We start from the raw sequence: 19703 nt of genomic DNA, 5'->3' as shown, positions 1-19703 counted from the left end.
CCTTAGTGCTCTCAACATGAAAGACTCAGGTTAAACCTATTGATTTAAAAGAGAAAAGAGGTTTATTTCGGTAAATCGACCATCGATTTCGGAAACACACCGAAAAGTGGATGATTAAAACCGAAATGAGTGGTCGGTTAAAAACGGATTTGGTGGTCGATTAAAACCGAAATAGGCGGTCGGCTAGCTCCGAAATATGCAGTATTCCACAGAGCAGTATTGAACACCTCGATCTGAGTGATGTACAAGCTCACCTGTATTCTTCCGCTCTTTCAACGCGTTTAAAAAGGCCTGCTTGACCGTGCGAGCTTTCATATCATCACCTATGTGATAGCCCACGATTTTTCTTGAGTAAGCGTCCGTCACTAAACTGAGATAAGTACTACCACACCGCGTTGCTAGATAAGTAATATCTGCAACCCATAATTGCTCTGGTCTTTCCGGTATTAAGCCTTCTTTGATTCGATTTGGATGGCAGTAAAAGCGATGATTACTGTTTGTGGTTCGATGATAAGCCCTTCGATTCGGCACTAATAATCGATTCATTCTCAGCAGAGAAAATAAGCGGTCTCGACCGATTTCAATATCATTCTGAGCAAGTAAATACTTGATCTTACGAGCCCCTATACGAGGGTGCATCATCCTTTGCTCCTTCACAAAACCGAGTACTGATTCATCTTTCTTTGTCTGATGAATTTCTGTAACACAGCGCTTGTAGAAAGCTTGTCGTGTAATACCGATGAAGTGACAAGCTTTAGTGACGGTCAACTTTCTGACCGTTTTTTCCTTAATAACTCGGCCTTGCGCTTCTTTGAGATTCGGACACCGAAATCTCGATCCATGACTTTTACAACCGCTTCAAAGAACTCAGCTTTGAGCTGAGTCTCTTCTAATTGCTGCTCGAGTTCTTTGATTCGTTGCTCTGGGGTTTGAGTTGAGGAAGAGTTTGACATAGTCGCTCCTAACGCTCTCGATTGTTCTGTTCCTTTAGACCAATCTAGTTGACCATGTTTGCGAAGCCAAACTAAAACGGTAGAGCGACCTTGGATCCCATAACGTTCTTGAGCTTGCTTATAAGTCATTTCGCCTTTTTCAACTTGGCTTACGACTGCCAATTTAAAGGCAAGAGAATAATCTCGTTGAGTACGTCTACTTGTTGTTTTCATGACACTCTCCAATTTCATGTTGGAAATGTGTCAACCATATTTAGGACGGTACAACTTTTATAAAAAAAGCCGCAAGAATGCGGCTTAGTTATGTAGATAGTTTGAACTGACAATATTAATTGACGCGACTGATAAGCTCTTCACGACGTTGCTGCGGTATTACAGACCAATGAGTACCATTGATCGCACCTTCAAGCGCCCAAAGCAGCTCAATGCTGACTGAGGAAGCATGCGATTCCTTGATGGCGTTAAATGCGTTTACAGAGCCAGATTCATATAAACATTCTACGGAATCGATCCCCGCCTTTTTCAACATACGCTCGGTAGCCAGTCGAAGGTTAGGGAGGTCCTTTAGTCGAGTTGGCTTAGCAGAAGACTGCTCAGCTTTCTCTTCTTTAGCAAAACCCAGAGACGTCGTAGCAAGTTGCAAGATTTTTTCTTGGTCTTGCCACAAACCTTCCGGCAATGCGAAATACTTAGTGACGACAGGGAAACCACGTTTTTTGTAGACGTATGGTTGAAACCCTTGTTGCTCGAATTGCTTTGTTGTGTCTTTGTCCGCTCTTATGTGCAGCTGGTCATTTACAACCAGAGCAAACATAGTGTCATCAGCAAAAAGCCCGAATCCACCAAACATTGAGCGTGATTTTATTTTTCCTAGGGGCTCAAATAATTTCATTGAGTCCTTTAGTATCGGTTTATCCATGTTATTTATCTCGGTGTATTTGAACTACGCCACCAAATAAGCAGGTCCGAGAGATTAGCAAAATGTTGCAATTAAATTGTCAATAAGCCGTAAATTACTAAATTGTTAGTAACTACTGCATTTTGCCATCGGTAACCCCGCTACCATACCAACGAGTGGTTTAGGCCGGAAGCTTTGCGTCTCACTCTTTCGAGTGGTTTGCCCTGTGCGTGACTGACTTAATAGAATAAAGTTTTTGTTGAATGAGGCTCACACCTGATATTTCAAAATGTGATGTTGCTTCAATTAATGATCTTGGTGTTATGCAACTGGGTTTATTTTGGCTGCTTATAAAAAAAGCGCACCCAAAGGTGCGCTTAATGAAATTAAACTCGATTTATCAATTAATTTAACGTTTTAACTGTGCTTCGTTCAACAATTTCAGGATGCATTTCGAAGACACGTTTTTCATGATCTTTATCTTTAATGCGTTCCAATAAAATTTCGAATGCATTTTTACCAACACGACGTTTAGGTTGGTGAACCGTCGTCAATGGTGGAGAGAAGTATTCTGCAAGTTCAATGTTGTCGTAACCGATAACCGAAATATCTTCAGGAATACGAATGCCTTGCTGTTGCAGGCGACTCATTAGGCCAAGTGCCATTGTGTCGTTAAAACAGAACACAGCGGTAGGGCGATCTTCCATCTGAGCAATTTTATCAGCCGCAAGTACAGCGGTATCACACTCAAAGTTACCTTCAATGATGAGCTTTTCGTCGGTTGTGACCTTCGCTTCATTGAGTGCGCGTTTGTAACCCGCGATGCGTTCTACACATGCTGCTTTGTCTAAGTGGCCACTTAAACAAGCAATCTTTGTGTGACCACGTTCTAGCAGGTACTTAGTTGCTAGGTAGCCGCCTTCTTCAGAGTTATCGATGATTTTATCAGCCTGAGAGGTTTCAGGCCCCCAATCCATGACAACTTTTGGGATATCTGCATGGCGATCTAACATGCCACGAAGTTCTTCTGTTAAGTCAGAACACATAACCAAGATGCCATCTACACGTTTTTCTGCAAGCATTCGAATGTAGTCACGTTGCTTCTCATAGATACCACCCGTGTTACACAGAATCAAAGTGTAACCTTGACGGTAGCAGTAGCTTTCAACACCATCGATCACTTCAGAGAAGAAGAGGTTTGTTGATTGAGTCACTAGCATGCCGATAGTGCGTGTTGAATTGCATTTCAAGCTACGAGCAACAGCACTTGGCGCGTAGTTTAATTCGTCAACGGCTTTGTTTACTTTCTCTTGAGTCGCTTCTGCAACAAAACGCGTTTTGTTGATTACGTGAGAAACGGTGGTAGTTGATACGCCTGCTAAGCGAGCGACATCTTTTATCGTGGCCATGGTTTTATCCTATTAGAAGCTACTTTCCCAAAGTACGGAATAAAGTAGCCGTTAAGCTACCTAACTAAGAGCTTAAATTTGTAGGGCTCTTTGGGGTATTAAAGTGCTAAAAAACAAAAAACCGCTATTGAGCGGCTTGTCTTAACACCGAAATGCTCTGAACTTAAATAAGCATAGCATTTCGTGAATGTTTCATATTTTATCGTTTGCGGTCACAATTTTAGACTGACTAGAAATTACTCGCAATAAAATTCACCCAGAAATCTGGGTGAATTGTCACATTTTATTGAATTTGTTTACTTAATCATCAGCGAATCTTATTCACCCGCTAAATACTGAGTGTCCAGATTACAGAAGGCAACGAGAAGAGAGGCAACCGATGCATAGAAACCGAATGAATCGATCTCACGACATCTAGCGTTGAACTTTGGTACCCAAGTAAGAAGTTGTTGTTCAATAAACTGTTGTTGAACAGCGAACGATTTTTCTAATTCTTCTTCAAGCTCAGTTTCATTTGAACGGATGATGAGATTACCAAGGAAATCAAGTTCGATAGCAATGTGGTCGGCTGGTTCTTTTAGATCTTGGTTTACCACCAAGTTGTGCTTAGCCATGATGTCTTCCATGTCTTTGGCTGGCTTGTCGTTTAACAGACCCGTTTCGCCGATATACATTGAAGCGTAAGGTAGAGCACCATGTTTATCTGTCTTTAAGAATAGATCGCAGAAGTCAGCAGACAGTTCTAGTTGGGCATCTTCACGTGTTTGTAGACGGTTCAATGCGTCTACCAGTTTATCAATCGCAGGCTTAAGTGTTTCGTTTTCGCCTAAACCAGTCAGAAAAGAACGAATCTCAACAGAGTGGTAGTGATCGAGTTCTTCTTGTGTGAGCTCTTTAGCGAACAAGCTTGATAGCCACCAGTATATTTCAGCTCTTTGTTCGTTGAATGCTTTCGTATCTTTCATTTCATAGATCCTGATTTAGTCTTGTGATGTTTATATACCCAAGCATCGTGAAGTCATTTGGGCATAAGCACACCAAGGCTCAATAACAAGGTTATTTGCTAAACGCAAAGTGACTCGTTAGTCGTAATGCCTATATTGAATTGCGATGGACGATAAATAGCAAGGTTTTAGATTGTCTTGTATCAAAAAAGATTCATGTTTCTCGCTTTTATCTGCTGTACCACTAGAATTGTTACTAGTTATGAATAGAATGGTTACTGAAACTATTAAATAAGAAAAGTGGTGTAGATGAGCTATCACGTATTAGTCGTAGAAGATGATGTGGTAACCCGCAGTAAGCTGGTTGGATATTTCCAGAACGAAGGTTACACAGTGAGTGAAGCGGAAAGCGGCGCTCAAATGAGAAACGTGTTGGAAGAAAACAACGTTGACCTCATTATGCTAGACATCAACTTACCAGGCGAAGATGGATTGATGCTAACTCGCGAATTACGCAGTCAATCGGACATTGGGATTATTTTAGTTACTGGACGCACGGATAGCATCGACAAAATTGTAGGCCTAGAAATGGGCGCAGACGATTATGTTACTAAACCCTTCGAACTTCGCGAGTTATTAGTTCGAGTTAAAAACTTACTTTGGCGTATTGCTGCTGCTCGTAAAACAGCGGTTGGTGCGACAGTTGAAGCAGAAGACGAATCTGTGGTTCGTTTTGGTGAGTGGACGTTTGATATCCCTCGTCGTGCTTTAAGTAAAAACGGTGAGCCAGTTAAGCTGACTAAAGCAGAATATGAGCTGCTCGTTGCGCTTTCTTCTTACCCTAACCAAGTGTTAAGTCGTGAACGTATTTTGAACATGATCAGCCACCGAGTGGATGCTCCAAATGACCGAACCATCGACGTGTTAATCCGTCGCATGCGTGCGAAGATGGAGTTTGACCCTAAGAACCCACAAATCTTTGTGACGGTTCACGGTGAAGGTTACATGTTTGCTGGAGACTGATTCCCTTTAGGAGTTCTAGTCAGCAACAAAATTTGAACGTAAAAAAGCCGAGACATCATTGATGTCTCGGCTTTTTATTTGCGTTTCATTTTATAGCTTATAGCTTATAGCTTTCTTGACGATTCATGAGTAACTCGAAAGCCGTTACGTGAAAGCAGTGACACTAAAGCAGCTATTTGAAATCAATAACTCTCATTAAGACTGCGCTGCAGAAGCTACACCATCGTCTTCTTCTAAAATAGAAGGTTCAGGGATAACGACAGGTTCTTCGATATTGTCATTACTAGTGTCTAGCCAATCACGTAGGCTCTGCCAAACCAATCCCATCGTTTCGTGCCAGTAACGTTCTGTCTGTTCAAGATAGAGCGCTTTAGGCATGTACTTATTCCAAGGTTCAACAATGCCTTCTTGTGCAAGGTAGTTAGTTGGTGCGGGTAATGGCTTCATGCCTGCCGCATGGAACTCATTCAGGGCGCGAGTCATGTGGCTCGCCGATGTTACTAACACCATCTTTTTATTTTTAACGAATGCGGCCGCTTGGCGCGCTTCTTCCCACGTGTCTTTAGCGGTTTCAAGCAGAATGATGTCAGGTTTTGCTACGCCCAATGCTAACGCTACTTTGGCCATCATTCTTGCGTTGCTCACTTCAGTGCCTGCACCGTAGCCAGACAAAATGAGTTTTGCACCAGGGTAAAGGCGTAGAATACGAATGCCTTCGCTTAAACGCATTAATCCTGTGCGGCTAAGTTCTGAGGTTGGTGGGATTTGGTCATCGACGACGTGACCACTTCCTAGAACCATAACGTAGTCGATGGTGTCGTCTACGGGTAAAAATGCGGTGTGTTGCCTTTCCATTGGCATTAAAAGTTGACTAGAAACTGGTTGGAAAGCGATTAGGAAAATACCACAGAGGGCTGAAAGGGTAATTAGGCAACCAGTCTTCCTTTTGGTAGTAAACATCACTAGGGCTAAACCCAGAAAAGCGAGAATTAACATTGCTGGCAGTGGCATCAATAGCGAAGACACTACTTTTTTCAGCTCAAACATATCCGAATAGTCCGAAAAAACATCACTTAGTAGTAAAAAGAGACATCGCCTCTTTATTCCTGAAATTCCTGTGACAGAATAGCAGGCACGATAGGACATAATAACTCAAGTAGCCGTGACTGAAGACCGTAATTTCGACGATATTGCCCACAAATTTGCAAAAAATATTTACGGCTCTGACAAAGGAGAGATCCGTCAGATCATCGTATGGGAAGATTTAGAACAAGCTTTGAGCAAATTTGAGCAATCAGCTTTACCTCTACATGTTCTTGATGCCGGAGGCGGTCTTGCACAGATGTCGCAAAAAATTGCGGCGTTAGGGCATAACGTTTCTCTGTGTGATCTCTCTTCTGAGATGCTTAAGCTTGCAGAAGAAAGTATCAGCGAAGCGGGTTTGTTAGAGCAGTATCGGTTTATTCATTCTCCGGTACAGAAAGTAGCAGAACATCTCGATGAGAAAGTCGATTTTGTGATGTTTCATGCCGTAATGGAATGGCTCGCAGATCCCAAAGAGGCGCTTGATTTATTACTGGAACAAGTCAAACCCGGTGGCGTCGCCTCGATAATGTTTTACAACCACCACGGATTAGTCCTGAAAAATGTGATTTGTGGCAACATTCCTCATGTATTGAATGGGATGCCACATCGAAAACGGTTTAAGCTGCAACCACAAAAAGGCTTGAAGCCAGAAGAGGTTTATCAATGGATAGAAGACGCTGGTCTAGAAATCTGTGGTAAATCAGGCATTCGCTCCTTCAGTGACTACATAGGTAATATGGAGTACATGGGCGATTACCAATTTGAAGATGTATTGGAACTAGAAAAACAGCTATGCCGCCAAGAGCCATATCTGTCGCTAGGCCGTTATATTCACGTTTGGGCTCAAAAACCTGCGCAATAACAGCGGTGAATGTGGTAAAAGAAGCCACAACATGCGCTATGCAATCGTAAGAAGCCCGCGTCATAAAGAAATAGGCGTAATATCTAACACGTTCGATATTACGAAAAACAGTAACAGGAACCACAATGAGTGAAATGACTCAAACTGCCGAAGAGCAGCCAATTGATGAGTTGGTAGGCTGGGTCAAGCAGCATGACTTTTCATTAAACTTGCCGCCAGAGCGCTTAGCATTTTTGATTGCTATCGCAGTGCTAAGCAATGAAAGGTTCGATGAAGAGCTAGGTGAAGGTGAATTGCACGATGCATTTACCATTGTCACTCGTCTGTTTGAAGATACCGGTGAAGCGTCTGCATTCCGTGCAAACAACGCTATCAACGAATTGGTTAAACAAAAACTGATCAGTCGTTTTACTAGTGAGATCACCGACGGTGCAAGTATCTACCGTCTTTCTCCACTTGCGATCGGAATTTCAGATTATTACTTACGTCACCGTCAATTCTCTAAGTTAAAACTGTCGATTCAACTTTCGATGGTTGCAGATGAGATGGCTAAAGCGATTGAAGCTGCGCAAAAAGGCGGAACACCTGGTCACTGGCAAAAGAACGTTTATGGCGTTTTGAAATATTCAGTGGGTGAGATCTTCGATCAGATCGATTTAAACCAGCGTGTAATGGACGAGCAGCAACAAACCGTCAAACAGCAAATCGCCGATCTTCTTAATAAGGATTGGCGAGAAGCGATCAATAACTGTGAGTCTTTGCTATCGGAAACCTCAGCCACGCTAAAAGAATTGCAAGATACCTTGCAAGCGGCCGGTGACGAACTGCAAACCCAGATCCTCGATATTCAAGAAATTGTGTACGGTGATGATGAACTCGAGTTCGTAGGCGAAACCTTGTTTGGTTTGCAAATGAAACTCGATCGAATCACAAGTTGGGGCCAACAGGCGATCGACTTATGGATCGGTTATGACCGCCACGTACATAAATTTATCCGTACCGCGATTGATATGGATAAAAACCGTGCCTTTAGCCAACGCTTGCGTCAGTCGGTTACCGACTACTTTGATGCGCCTTGGTTACTGACTTATGCCGATGCTGAAAAGCTGACCGATCTTCGTGATGAAGCCTTGATGCTTCGTGATGACGAAGTGATGGGGCAAGCACCGATGGAAGTAGAGTACGAAGAATTCGAGCAAGTGAACGACCTGCTTTCAGACCGAATTGCAGAGATGTTAAAAGCTCACAAACAGCAAGGTGCGCCAATTGATCTTGGTCTTGTGCTACGCGATTACCTCGCAGCACACCCTCGCACACACCATTTTGATTTAGCCAGAATTGTTGTCGACCAAGCCGTGCGCTTAGGTTACTCAGCGTCTGACTATCAGGCTATTCAGCCAGATTGGCAGGCAATCAACGATTTCGGTGCAAAGGTACAAGCAAATGTCATTAACAAGTACTGATGATTACATGCCAGAGAAACTGGTAAAAGCGATAGCGAACCCGTTGTTCCCTGCGCTAGATAGCATGCTGCGTTCAGGTAAGCATGTTTCAACAGAAGACCTAGACAACCACGCGTTGCTTTCTGATTTCGAAGTGGAACTTCAGCATTTTTACCAACGCTACAACACGGAACTGGTGAAAGCGCCTGAAGGTTTCTTCTATCTGCGCCCGCGTTCTACGTCTTTGATTGGTCGAAGTGTTTTGTCTGAGCTCGATATGCTCGTTGGCAAGGTATTGTGTTTCTTATACCTAAGCCCAGAGCGTTTAGCTCACGAAGGTATCTTTACCAATCAAGAGCTATTTGATGAACTGATTTCGCTAGCGGATGAGAAAAAACTCATGAAACTGGCGACGAACCGAGCTTCTGGTTCTGACTTGGATAAAGAAAAGCTCTTTGAAAAAGTACGCACATCTTTACGTCGTTTACGTCGTATCGGCATGCTGATTGCGATTGGTGAAACGGGCAAGTTCCGAATCAGTGAAGCGGTATTCCGTTTTGGTGCTGATGTTCGTGTTGGCGACGACATGAAAGAGGCTCAGTTACGTCTTATCCGTGATGGTGAAGCTGTGGTTCATACCCAAGAGCCTAACCAAGGCAGCTTGCTAAATGAAGAACAAGCGGAAGCTGTATCGGAACTAGATGTAGACGAAAACGGTCAGCAAGACATTTTTAACGATCAAGCCGACTTTGATGACGAATCAAACCTTGGCGAACAGAACAAAGTAGAAGGTGATGCATGATTGAAAGAGGTAAGTATCAATCATTAACCATGATCAACTGGAACGGCTTCTTTGCGCGTACCTTTGATATCGATGGATTGGTTACAACGCTTTCTGGCGGTAACGGTGCGGGTAAGTCGACCACAATGGCGGCATTCATCACGGCGCTAATTCCTGACCAAAGCCTTCTGCACTTCCGTAATACAACGGAAGCAGGCAGCTCACAGTCATCTCGTGATAAAGGCCTTTACGGTAAGCTTCAGCCTGGCGCATGTTATGCCGCGTTAGATGTTGTGAACTCGCGTAACCAACGCCTATTGTTTGCGGTAAAACTGCAGCAAGTTGCGGGGCGTGATAAGAAAGTAGACATCAAACCGTTTGTTATCCAAGGCCTTCCAAGCCATGTCAAACCAACGGATGTTTTGATTCAGAACGTTTCAGACAGCCATGCTCGCGTATGTCAGTTAAACGATGTAAAAGCGGCGGTTGCACAATACGAAGGCGCGCACTTTAAAGCCTTCTCTTCGATTGTTGATTATCACGCTCAAATGTTTGAGTACGGTGTGGTGCCGAAGAAACTGCGTAACAGCAGCGACCGTTCTAAATTCTACCGCCTGATTGAAGCATCACTTTATGGTGGTATTTCAAGTGCGATTACGCGTTCACTGCGTGATTACCTTCTGCCACAAAATGGTGGTGTGAAGAAAGCATTCCAAGATATGGAATCAGCACTTCGCGAAAACCGCATGACACTCGAAGCGATCAAAACGACTCAGTCGGATCGTGACTTGTTCAAGCACTTGATCACCGAATCGACCAATTACGTGGCAGCAGACTACATGCGCCATGCGAATGATCGCCGTAATAAGCTTGATCAAACCATGAAGTTCCGTGGTGAATTGTTTGGTTCACGTGAGACTTTGCTTAATCAAAACAACCTGTTGAATCGTGTTCAAGAAGAGTTGGAGCAGTTGGTTGATCAAGAATCTGCACTTGAGCAAGATTATCAAGCGGCTTCGGATCATCTTCAGTTGGTTCAAACTGCACTTCGCCAGCAAGAGAAAATTGCTCGCTACAGCGAAGATCTAGAAGAGCTTAATGAGCGTCTAGAAGAACAGATGATGGTGGTTGAAGAAGCTCAAGAACGAGTACTTCTAGCGGAAGAGCAGGCAACTATTACTGAAGAAGAAGTGGATAGCCTGAAAACTCAGCTTGCTGACTACCAACAAGCGTTGGATGTTCAACAGACTCGTGCATTGCAATATCAGCAAGCGGTTCAAGCGTTAGAGAAAACCAAGCAGCTACTCGGTGATGAATCGATTACCGCAGAAAGCGCATTAACTTTGGTTTCTGAGCTAAAAGCACAAGAAGAATCAAGCACTCAAACGCTACTGTCGACTAAACATAAGCTAGACATGTCTTCTGCTGCCTCTGCGCAGTTCGACAAAGCGCTTTCTCTTGTTAAGAGCATTGTTGGCGACGTAGAGCGTAAAGACGCTTCTCACAGCGCTAAACAAGCGTTAGAGAAAGGCCGTAACGCAAAACACGTTGTTGAAAACGAACAGCAGTGGCGTGCACAGCACCGCGATATGGCTCGTGATGTAGCGCAGCAACGTCAAGCTAAAGAGCTAGCGACCGAATACCAAAAGCAACACAACGTATTACTCACCGATGAAGCGATCTTTGATGAAGAACGCGAGCGTCATGCTATGCAGATCGAATCGCTTGAGTACGCTCAAGAAGAACTGCGTGAAGCGAAGAGTGAGCAACGTCGTGTTCAACAAAATCACGATCAAGAGATTCAAAAACTGGAGTCAATTGCTCCAGCATGGATCACTGCCAACGATGCACTTGAGACATTAAGGGATCAAACAGACGCAGAGCTAGAAGATAGCCAAGCGGTGATGACTCAAATGCAGCAAGTGCTGGAAGATGAGAAATCTCAAGCGGTCGCGAAAGATCAATTGGCGACTCGTCGTGCGCAACTTGAACAAGAGATTGAGCGCTTAGCCTCACCGGGCGGTTCTAATGATCCTCGTTTGAAAGGCCTAGCGGATACTCTGGGTGGCGTGCTGCTTTCTGAGATCTACGACGACATCACCATTGGCGATGCACCGTATTTCAGTGCGATGTATGGCCCAGCGCGTCACGCGATTGTTGTGTCTGATCTTGACGGTATTAAAGAGAAGCTGGTGGATCTTGAAGATTGCCCAGACGACCTTTACATCCTTGAAGGCGATGTCGATGCGTTTGATGACAGTTCATTCAATGCTGACGAGCTCGAAGGCGCGGTGTGTGTTCAGCTGAACGATCGCCAGATGCGTTATTCTCGTTTCCCTGAGATCCCTCTGTTTGGACGTGCGGCTCGTGAGCAACGTTTAGAGAAATTGCGTGAAGAGCGTGATGTGGTTGTTGAGAACCACGCGAAAGCTGCGTTTGATTCGCAGAAACTGAATCGCCTATACCAAGCGTTCAATAGCTTTGTTGCTAAACATCTACACGTTGCGTTTAACGCTGATCCAGAGCAGGCACTAGTGTCTATTCGCGATAAGCGTAACCAAATTGTTCGTTCTCTGGCAGAGCTAGACTCTAAAGAACAACAGCAACGCAGCCAGCTTCTACAAAGCAAGCAGGCAATCGGTGCACTAGACAAATTAGCGCCAATGGTTCGTATTTTAGAAGACGAAACATTGGTTGAACGTCTTGCTGAATTGGAAGCGCAACTCGAGCGCTTGAGTGAAGCTAAGTCGTACCTGAACAACCACGGTAAAGCACTGGCTTCGCTAGAGCAGATCGTTTCAGCACTCGATGCTGACCCAGAACAGTTCGAGGCACTAGAAGCGCAATACCAACACGCAGACCAAGCTCTACAAAGCTTGAAAGGCAAAGTGTTTGCTCTTTCTGACTTAATTGAACGTCGTCACTACTTTGCTTATGCAGACTCTGTAGACCTGCTTAACAAGAGCAGCGAACTGAGCGAGCAATTGAAAGCGAAGTTGGTGCAAGCAGAACAAGCAAGAACCAAAGGCCGTGATAGCTTGAAGCAATCTCGTGAACAGATGAACCAGTACAACCAAGTATTGGCAGCACTGAAGAGCTCACATCAAGCGAAACAAGAAACGGTTCAAGAGTTCAAACAAGAGCTTCAAGAGTTTGGCGTAAATGCTGATGAAGGCGCTGAAGAACGTGCTGTACATCGTCGTGACGAACTGCATGAGCGTTTGCATACTTCACGTGGTCGTAAGAGTGAATACGAGCGTACCATTACGTCAACTGAACTTGAGATGAAAGCACTGACTAAGCGTCTTAAGAAAGTACAGAAAGAGTACACCGAGCTTCGTACCTTCGTTGTCGCAGCGAAAGCGGGTTGGTGTTCAGTACTTCGTTTAGCACGTGAGAATGATGTTGAACGTCGTCTGCATAAGCGTGAACTGGCTTATCTAACGGCAGGCGAGCTTCGCTCTATGTCGGATAAGTCATTGGGTGCACTGCGTTTGGCTGTGTCTGACAATGAAGACCTGCGTGATTCGCTGCGTCTATCTGAAGACAACGCGCATCCAGAGCGTAAAGTTCTGTTCTACATTGCGGTTTACCAACACCTTCGTGAGCGTATTCGCCAAGACATCATTCATACGGATGATCCGGTTGAAGCAATCGAAGAGATGGAAGTTGAACTTGCTCGTCTAACAGAAGAACTGACGCAGCGTGAAAACCGCTTAGCGATCAGCTCTGAATCGGTAGCAAGCATCATCAAGAAAACGATTCAGCGTGAGCAGAACCGTATTCGTATGCTCAACCAAGGTCTGTCGAACATCTACTTTGGTCAGGTTAAGGGCGTGCGTCTGAACGTTAAGATTCGTGAAAGCCACGAGATCTTGCTATCAGGTCTAGCGACTCAACAAGAGCAGCATAAAGACTTGTTCGAATCAACGCGCTTTACCTTCTCTGAAGCGATGGCGAAACTGTTCCAACGTGTGAATCCACATATCGATATGGGTCAACGTTCTCCACAAGTTCTTGGTGAAGAGTTACTGGATTACCGTAACTACCTAGAGCTGAGTGTTGAAGTTAACCGTGGTTCAGATGGTTGGTTACAAGCGGAATCGGGCGCACTGTCTACGGGTGAAGCGATCGGTACGGGTCAGTCAATCCTATTGATGGTTATTCAGAGCTGGGAAGAGGAGTCTCGTCGACTTCGTAGTAAAGACATCGTTCCATGTCGTTTGTTGTTCCTTGATGAAGCAGCACGTCTGGATTCTAAGTCAATCTCTACGCTGTTTGAACTGTGTGACCGTTTAGGCATGCAGCTTCTGATTGCTGCGCCAGAGAACATTAGCCCAGAAAAAGGTACAACCTACAAACTGGTTCGTAAGGTATTTAAAGACCACGAACATGTACACGTTGTTGGCCTAAGAGGTTTTGCTCAAAACAAACCTGCATCTCCGGTGCAAGAGCTTATCGAAGAAACTGAGCAATAACTTTGATAGCTGAGCTATAAGTTCGAAAACGATTCAATTGATATTTATTCAAAGCCCCTAATCTTTAGGGGCTTTTTTGTATCTTGAATCCGACGATCTAAAGCTGTGCTGATTCCCTATTCCTAACTCAGCCCCTCTACGCACTGATAAGACCACTCATACCTTATGGTTATTATCAATGGAACTTGTTTGAGGTCACACGCACAAAGCCACAATTAATGTATGGTAATGAATCGCAGTGGTGTCACTGCATTACTGTGCCAATCATTATTTTTGAGCGTGACTGTTACGCAAACTGGAAGGTAGACAAGCTATGATTCAAATCGTCATTGATGGAAAATTTCGAATCGTTGAACAAGGACAAACTGTTCTTGAGGCAGCAAAAACATGTGGTTTAGAGATTCCATCGTTATGTGGTTTGAACAAAACAGCGGATAAAGTACCGTGCGACCTGTGTGTGGTCGAAGTGGATGGCGTGGGGATGACACGTTCTTGTGAACTGGAAGTGTCTAATGGATTGAATATCACTACTCAATCAAAACAGTTAACAACACATCGACAAGATGCGTTGAATCGCATCATGACAGACCATTACGCTGACTGCGAAGCACCTTGCCAAACCGCTTGTCCTGCTGGTGTTGATATTCAATCTTACCTGCATCATATCGCTCAGAATGACCATATTAAAGCCATCGAGGTAATTAAGCAGACATTGCCGATGCCGCTTTCCATTGGTCGTGTTTGCCCTGCCTTTTGTGAAACAGAATGTCGCCGAAACCTAGTGGATGATTCTATTGCTATTCGCCAACTGAAACGACATGCTGCCGACGCAGATTTAGCCGCTCAAGAAAGCTATATGCCGACGAAGAAACCTAACAAAGGTAAGAGTATTGCGATTGTCGGTAGTGGGCCTGGTGGCCTGACCGCTGGCTATTACCTGTCGAATGAGGGTTACGATGTCAGTGTGTATGAATCGATGCCTAAGGCTGGTGGTTGGCTACGTTACGGCATCCCTGAATACCGTTTACCCAAGTCGATTCTAGACAAAGAAATCGAGCTGATGTGTCGTAACGGGATGTCTGTAGAGTGTGACAAAAAGTTGGGCGTTGATTTTACATTGTCTGATTTAAGCAACGACTTCGATGCAGTTTGTTTAGCGGTTGGTGCATCACAAGCGGTCGAAATGAATTACACCGGAAGTGATCTAGCCGGTTGTTACCTTGGCGTCGATTACTTAAAAGACTATGTCACCGATAAACAATACATCACGGGTAAAAAGGTAGCTGTCATTGGTGGTGGTAATACCGCGATTGATTGCGCTCGAACCGCAGTTCGTGATGGTGCTGATACCACGCTAATTTATCGACGAACACGAGATGAGATGCCGGCGGAAGACTACGAAATCGAAGAGGCCGAACACGAAGGCGTCAAATTCCACTTCTTGACCAATCCAGCTGAAAACATTGCTGATGAGAATGGTCATGTATCTGAAATCCGATTAGAGCGTATGGCACTTGGTCCTGCAGATGCATCGGGTCGACGAAGCCCGAAACCGACGGGTGAGTTTTTTGTTGAGGCTTTCGACACTGTGATTGCTGCCGTGTCGCAAAAGCCTGATCTTAGCTTTATGGACAATGAGTCACTAGAAATCCCGCTAACGCGTTGGAATACCGCTGACGCTGATCCGCAAACCATGCACACGGGAACAGGCAATATCTTCAGTATTGGCGATTTCCGACGTGGCCCAGCAACCGCTGTTGAAGCGGTAGGGGATGGCCGAATTGCTGCGCAAGCGATCGACCGATTCTTTAATGGTGACATGAACCAGATCCCTGCGAAGCCCTTCAATTCAAGAAAGCAAAAGCAGCTAAAAGCCGTTGATCCAGAGCAATACAAATCGATACAGCGAATGGCTCGTAAGATCATGCCAGAACTCACCCCTGAGCAGCGCGAGCAAAGCTTTGACGAAGTAGAAACTGGCTTTGATAATGTCGACGCGATAGCTGAAGCGGCAAGATGTTTAGAGTGTGGCTGCCAAGCTAATACCGATTGCGACCTGCGAGATTATTCGACTGAATACAAGGCTACGCAAACGCATCCAGAATACAAAATCGATGTGGCTTCTAACGACAGTTGGCAAGCGATTCGCGCTGAAGAAACTAAGGTCGGTTTAACCAGACAAAAATTTGCGGTTGATGACAGTTCTGAATTCATCATTTTTGATGCCAATCGCTGCATCAGTTGCGGCCAGTGTATCCAAGCGTGTCGCGAACAAAATGTACATGGCGTTTTAAGCTTCATGAATCAATCAGATGGCAAGCCTGCGTCAAGGCCTGAGTGTCGTCCTAACTTTGGCGCCGATAAAACCTTAATGGGCGATTCTAACTGTGTGCAATGTGGATCTTGTATTCAGGCGTGTCCAACCGGCGCTATGGTCGATGCGAGAGACAAAAAGCAAGGCGATACCGACGTACTCAAGAAAGTCGACACCATCTGCACCTATTGTGGGGTGGGTTGCAAGCTCACCATGCATGTTGATGAAGCAAAGAACAAGATCCGCTACATCGAGGGCGGGGACTCTCCGGTCAATGAGGGAATGTTGTGTGTGAAAGGGCGATTTGGGTTCGACTTTGTCGGCAGCGATGCGCGGCTAACCACACCATTAATCCGCAAAGATGGCTGGCTACAACCCGCAAGTTGGGATGAAGCGATTAAATTGATCGCTGATAAATTTACTGCGATTAAACAAGGCTTTGGCAGCAATGCTCTAGCGGGTTTCTCTTCGGCTAAAACCACCAACGAAGACAACTATGCTTTCCAAAAATTCATCCGCCGTGAGCTTGGAACCAACAACGTCGACCATTGTGCTCGCCTTTGTCACGCTTCAACGGTAACGGGTTTAGAGGCTTCTTTGGGCAGTGGAGCGATGACCAATGATATTCCAAGTATCAAGCACTCAGATGTGATCTTTATTATTGGGTCAGACACCACTTCGGCGCACCCAATTATTGGTTCGCACATCAAGCAAGCAGTGAGACATGGTGGTGCTCGTCTTATTGTCGCCGATCCAAAAAGGATCGATATTGCGGATCATGCGGAACTCTATTTAGCGCACCGACCGGGTACTGACGTAATGTTGATCAACGGTGTAATGCAACAGATCATCAAACACGGTTGGTATGATCAAGAGTATATTGAAGACCGAGTTGATGGCTTTGATACTCTGCTACAAGAGGTGATGTCGCCAAGCTATTCCTTAGACAAAGTGGAATTGGTGACAGGTGTGAAAGCAGAAGACATCTTCGCGATGGCGCGTTTGATTGGCACTGCAGAACGCACGGCTGTGTATTACTCAATGGGTATTACGCAACACACCACAGGGCACGACAATGTTCGCTCGATTGCTAACCTGCAACTCTTGTGCGGCAACATTGGAATTGAAGGTGGTGGTATCAACCCATTGCGTGGTCAATCCAATGTTCAGGGCGCATGTGACATGGGCGCGTTGCCAAACAATCTACCGGGTTATCAGAAAGTGTATAACCCAATGGTTCGTCAAAAATTTGCGATGGAGTGGGGCGTTTCCGATTTGCCTGCTGAAACGGGTTTAACGCTCACAGAGATTATCGATGCGGCGTGTCACCGTGACGTACGTGGTTTATACGTGATGGGCGAAAATCCAGTGCTCAGTGATCCAAACCAAGCGCACGTGATTGAAGGACTTGAAGCGTTGGATTTCCTTGTCGTTCAAGACATCTTCTTAACCGAAACGGCGCAGTATGCTGATGTGGTTCTGCCATCTTGCTCATTTGCAGAAAAATCCGGTCACTTCACCAATACAGAGCGCCGAGTCCAACGTATTAATCCTGCGGTTAATCCTCCCGGTGAAGCGAAAGAAGATTGGGTGATTATTCAGATGCTAGCCAACGCAATGGGCGGCGGTTGGGGCTATAACACCGTTGCCGATATCACCAATGAGATAGCAAGAGTGACTCCGCAATATGGTGGCTTACGTTGGGAGAACATTACCGTGAATGGTGTCCAGTGGCCGAGCAACAAGAACAATCCTGACGGCACTCGCATCATGCACCAAACTCAATTCACTCGCGGGCGTGGTCAAATGGAAGCAATTCCGTTTCGATACGCGGCAGAGCTGCCAGATTCAGAATATCCATTAGTACTAACGACGGGGCGTGTGTTGGAGCAGTTCCATACCGGTACCATGACTCGCAAGACAAAAGGGTTAGATAACTTAGCTGGGCCGCGTGCAATGGTCAGTGTTCATGATGCTGAAGCGTTAGGGGTCTCTAACGGACAGATGTTAAAGGTATCGACACGTCGTGGTGAAATTGAAATTGCTGCTTTTGTCACTAAACGAATGCAAAAGGGTGTGGTGTTTATTCCATTCCATTTCGTGGAATCACCGGTTAACCGTTTGACGACGACTGCAACGGATCCACATGCCAAGATCCCAGAGTTTAAGGTGGCGGCTGTGCGTATTGATCCAATCCGCAAGCCTGAAACTGAAGCAACAGAGGCCTAGCTTATACCAATCACAGTAAGTAAGTGATCAGAAATAGCGCAGGAAACAGGCTTGAGAACAAGGCGGAATTTTTTGATAAGTAGTTATTCTACAATCAAAAATTCTAACGCAGTTATCGAGTATTTTAACCAGCTAGGGTGAACAGTTATTTACTACGATTGGTATTAATGCGCTAACTTAAACTTCAGACATTAAAAAGCCGCGTAACTCTCAGAGTTATGCGGCTTTTCTATTGAACTCGACTCGGTATCGAATTATTTACTCAATCACTAAGCTTAACTTAGCTAGCTCTTCATTTAGATTAGCTCGGTACAATCTCGCTACCGTGAACACCAAATTGCTTAGCCGCGTAGGCAACGCGCTCTGCAGCTTTTGGGTATTCAGCGGGTGTGCCTAGATTTTCAATATGATGCAAGCGAGGCAATAAACCTGCGCCGTTTGCAATCTGTATTGCTAATCCAGGACGAGCATTAAGCTCCAGTACCATAGGGCCTTCTTCTTGGTCTAAAACCATGTCCGTACCCATGTAGCCAAGACCTGTCATTTCCCAAGCGCTTGATGCAAGAGTCAGCAGTTTTTCCCAATGCGGCACTTGAAGCGCCGCCAACTCTTTCCCTGTATCTGGGTGGTGAGTTACTGGTTGGTCAAACTGAACCGCACGAACGGCTTTTCCGGTCGCGATGCAAATACCGACACCCACAGCACCTTGGTGCAAGTTTGCCTTGCCGTCAGAAGCTGAAGTAGAAAGACGCATCATCGCCATCACAGGGTAGCCTTTAAATACGATGATTCGTACATCTGGCACGCCTTCGTAACTGAAGCCTTCGAAACACTCATCAAACTTGATGAGGTTTTCAACTACAGCTACATCGTTCTTACCACCTAGTGAGAAAAGACCGGCTAGAGCATTACTGATGTGACGCTCTACGTCTTCTTCGTTAATGGTTGAACCCGATGGTTTGGTGTAAACCCCATCTTTATGAGAGATCACGACAAGGATGCCTTTACCGCCACTTCCTTGCGCTGGCTTAATAACAAAGCCAGGCCACTCTTTAACCATTTTATGGATTGTTTTTACTTCAGCTTGGTGACCAATTACGCCAATCAACTTTGGTACGGTTGCACCAGCCTGTTCAGCAATAATCTTAGTCTTAAGCTTGTCATCAACGAGTGGATACTTGGAACGATCATTATAGCGACCAATATAACTATGGTTACGCTTGTTCATCCCCATTATGCCTTTGTCTTTCAACTTAAACGGTGAAGTAAATTGATCAAACATAA

11 protein-coding genes, 1 pseudogene and 1 riboswitch are annotated in these 19703 nt (G+C 45.1%); of the genes and pseudogenes, 6 read left to right on the top strand and 6 right to left on the bottom strand.

The window, feature by feature from the left end:
- Positions 1-201: 201 nt before the first annotated feature.
- The 4 genes and pseudogenes from QUF19_RS11090 to torD all read right to left on the bottom strand — a co-directional run.
- Positions 202-1166 (bottom strand): annotated as a pseudogene (locus QUF19_RS11090) (IS3 family transposase); the annotation flags it as partial.
- Between the two features lie 115 nt (positions 1167-1281).
- On the bottom strand, positions 1282-1872 hold the full coding sequence (locus QUF19_RS11085) for a TfoX/Sxy family DNA transformation protein (RefSeq protein ID WP_076668914.1): 591 nt from the start codon (positions 1870-1872) through the stop codon (positions 1282-1284).
- Between the two features lie 127 nt (positions 1873-1999).
- A riboswitch (cyclic di-GMP riboswitch) is annotated at positions 2000-2085 on the bottom strand.
- 170 nt (positions 2086-2255) lie between these two features.
- The gene (gene purR / locus QUF19_RS11080) at positions 2256-3260 is read right to left on the bottom strand and encodes an HTH-type transcriptional repressor PurR (protein ID WP_286293314.1); all 1005 of its coding nucleotides are present in this window, start codon (positions 3258-3260) and stop codon (positions 2256-2258) included.
- A 317-nt stretch (positions 3261-3577) separates the two neighbouring features.
- Complete coding sequence (gene torD, locus QUF19_RS11075; protein ID WP_286293312.1) at positions 3578-4225, bottom strand: molecular chaperone TorD; 648 nt, start codon at positions 4223-4225, stop codon at positions 3578-3580.
- Between the two features lie 288 nt (positions 4226-4513).
- Between torD and torR the strand changes: the two genes are divergently transcribed.
- Positions 4514-5227, top strand: coding sequence for a two-component system response regulator TorR (gene torR / locus QUF19_RS11070; protein ID WP_102434765.1), 714 nt, complete (start codon positions 4514-4516; stop codon positions 5225-5227).
- Between the two features lie 195 nt (positions 5228-5422).
- Here the strand turns inward: torR and elyC are convergent, their stop codons facing one another.
- The gene (gene elyC, locus QUF19_RS11065) at positions 5423-6274 is read right to left on the bottom strand and encodes an envelope biogenesis factor ElyC (RefSeq protein WP_286293306.1); all 852 of its coding nucleotides are present in this window, start codon (positions 6272-6274) and stop codon (positions 5423-5425) included.
- Between the two features lie 115 nt (positions 6275-6389).
- Between elyC and cmoM the strand changes: the two genes are divergently transcribed.
- The 5 genes from cmoM to fdhF all read left to right on the top strand — a co-directional run bounded on the left by cmoM (position 6390) and on the right by fdhF (position 18419).
- Positions 6390-7175, top strand: coding sequence for a tRNA uridine 5-oxyacetic acid(34) methyltransferase CmoM (gene cmoM / locus QUF19_RS11060; protein ID WP_286293304.1), 786 nt, complete (start codon positions 6390-6392; stop codon positions 7173-7175).
- Positions 7176-7300: 125 nt separating this feature from the next.
- Entirely contained in the window at positions 7301-8638 is a 1338-nt protein-coding gene (gene mukF / locus QUF19_RS11055) for a chromosome partition protein MukF (protein ID WP_286293301.1), read from the top strand.
- On the top strand, positions 8619-9419 hold the full coding sequence (mukE, locus tag QUF19_RS11050; protein ID WP_286293300.1) for a chromosome partition protein MukE: 801 nt from the start codon (positions 8619-8621) through the stop codon (positions 9417-9419). Before mukF ends, mukE begins: the two co-directional genes overlap by 20 nt.
- Positions 9416-13876, top strand: coding sequence for a chromosome partition protein MukB (gene mukB, locus QUF19_RS11045; protein WP_286293298.1), 4461 nt, complete (start codon positions 9416-9418; stop codon positions 13874-13876). Before mukE ends, mukB begins: the two co-directional genes overlap by 4 nt.
- A 313-nt stretch (positions 13877-14189) precedes the next feature.
- Entirely contained in the window at positions 14190-18419 is a 4230-nt protein-coding gene (gene fdhF, locus QUF19_RS11040) for a formate dehydrogenase subunit alpha (protein WP_286293296.1), read from the top strand.
- 301 nt (positions 18420-18720) lie between these two features.
- On the opposite strand, the gene QUF19_RS11035 is transcribed toward fdhF, so the two are convergent.
- Positions 18721-19701, bottom strand: a complete 981-nt coding sequence (locus QUF19_RS11035) for an alpha-L-glutamate ligase-like protein (RefSeq protein ID WP_102434771.1) — start codon at positions 19699-19701, stop codon at positions 18721-18723.
- Between the last annotated feature and the right edge of the window lie 2 nt (positions 19702-19703).

The organism is Vibrio sp. FE10, assembly GCF_030297155.1.
Classification (GTDB): Bacteria; Pseudomonadota; Gammaproteobacteria; order Enterobacterales; family Vibrionaceae; genus Vibrio; species Vibrio apostichopi.
Note: the sequence above shows the minus strand (reverse complement) of the source record. Positions and strands in the feature narration are given on the sequence as shown.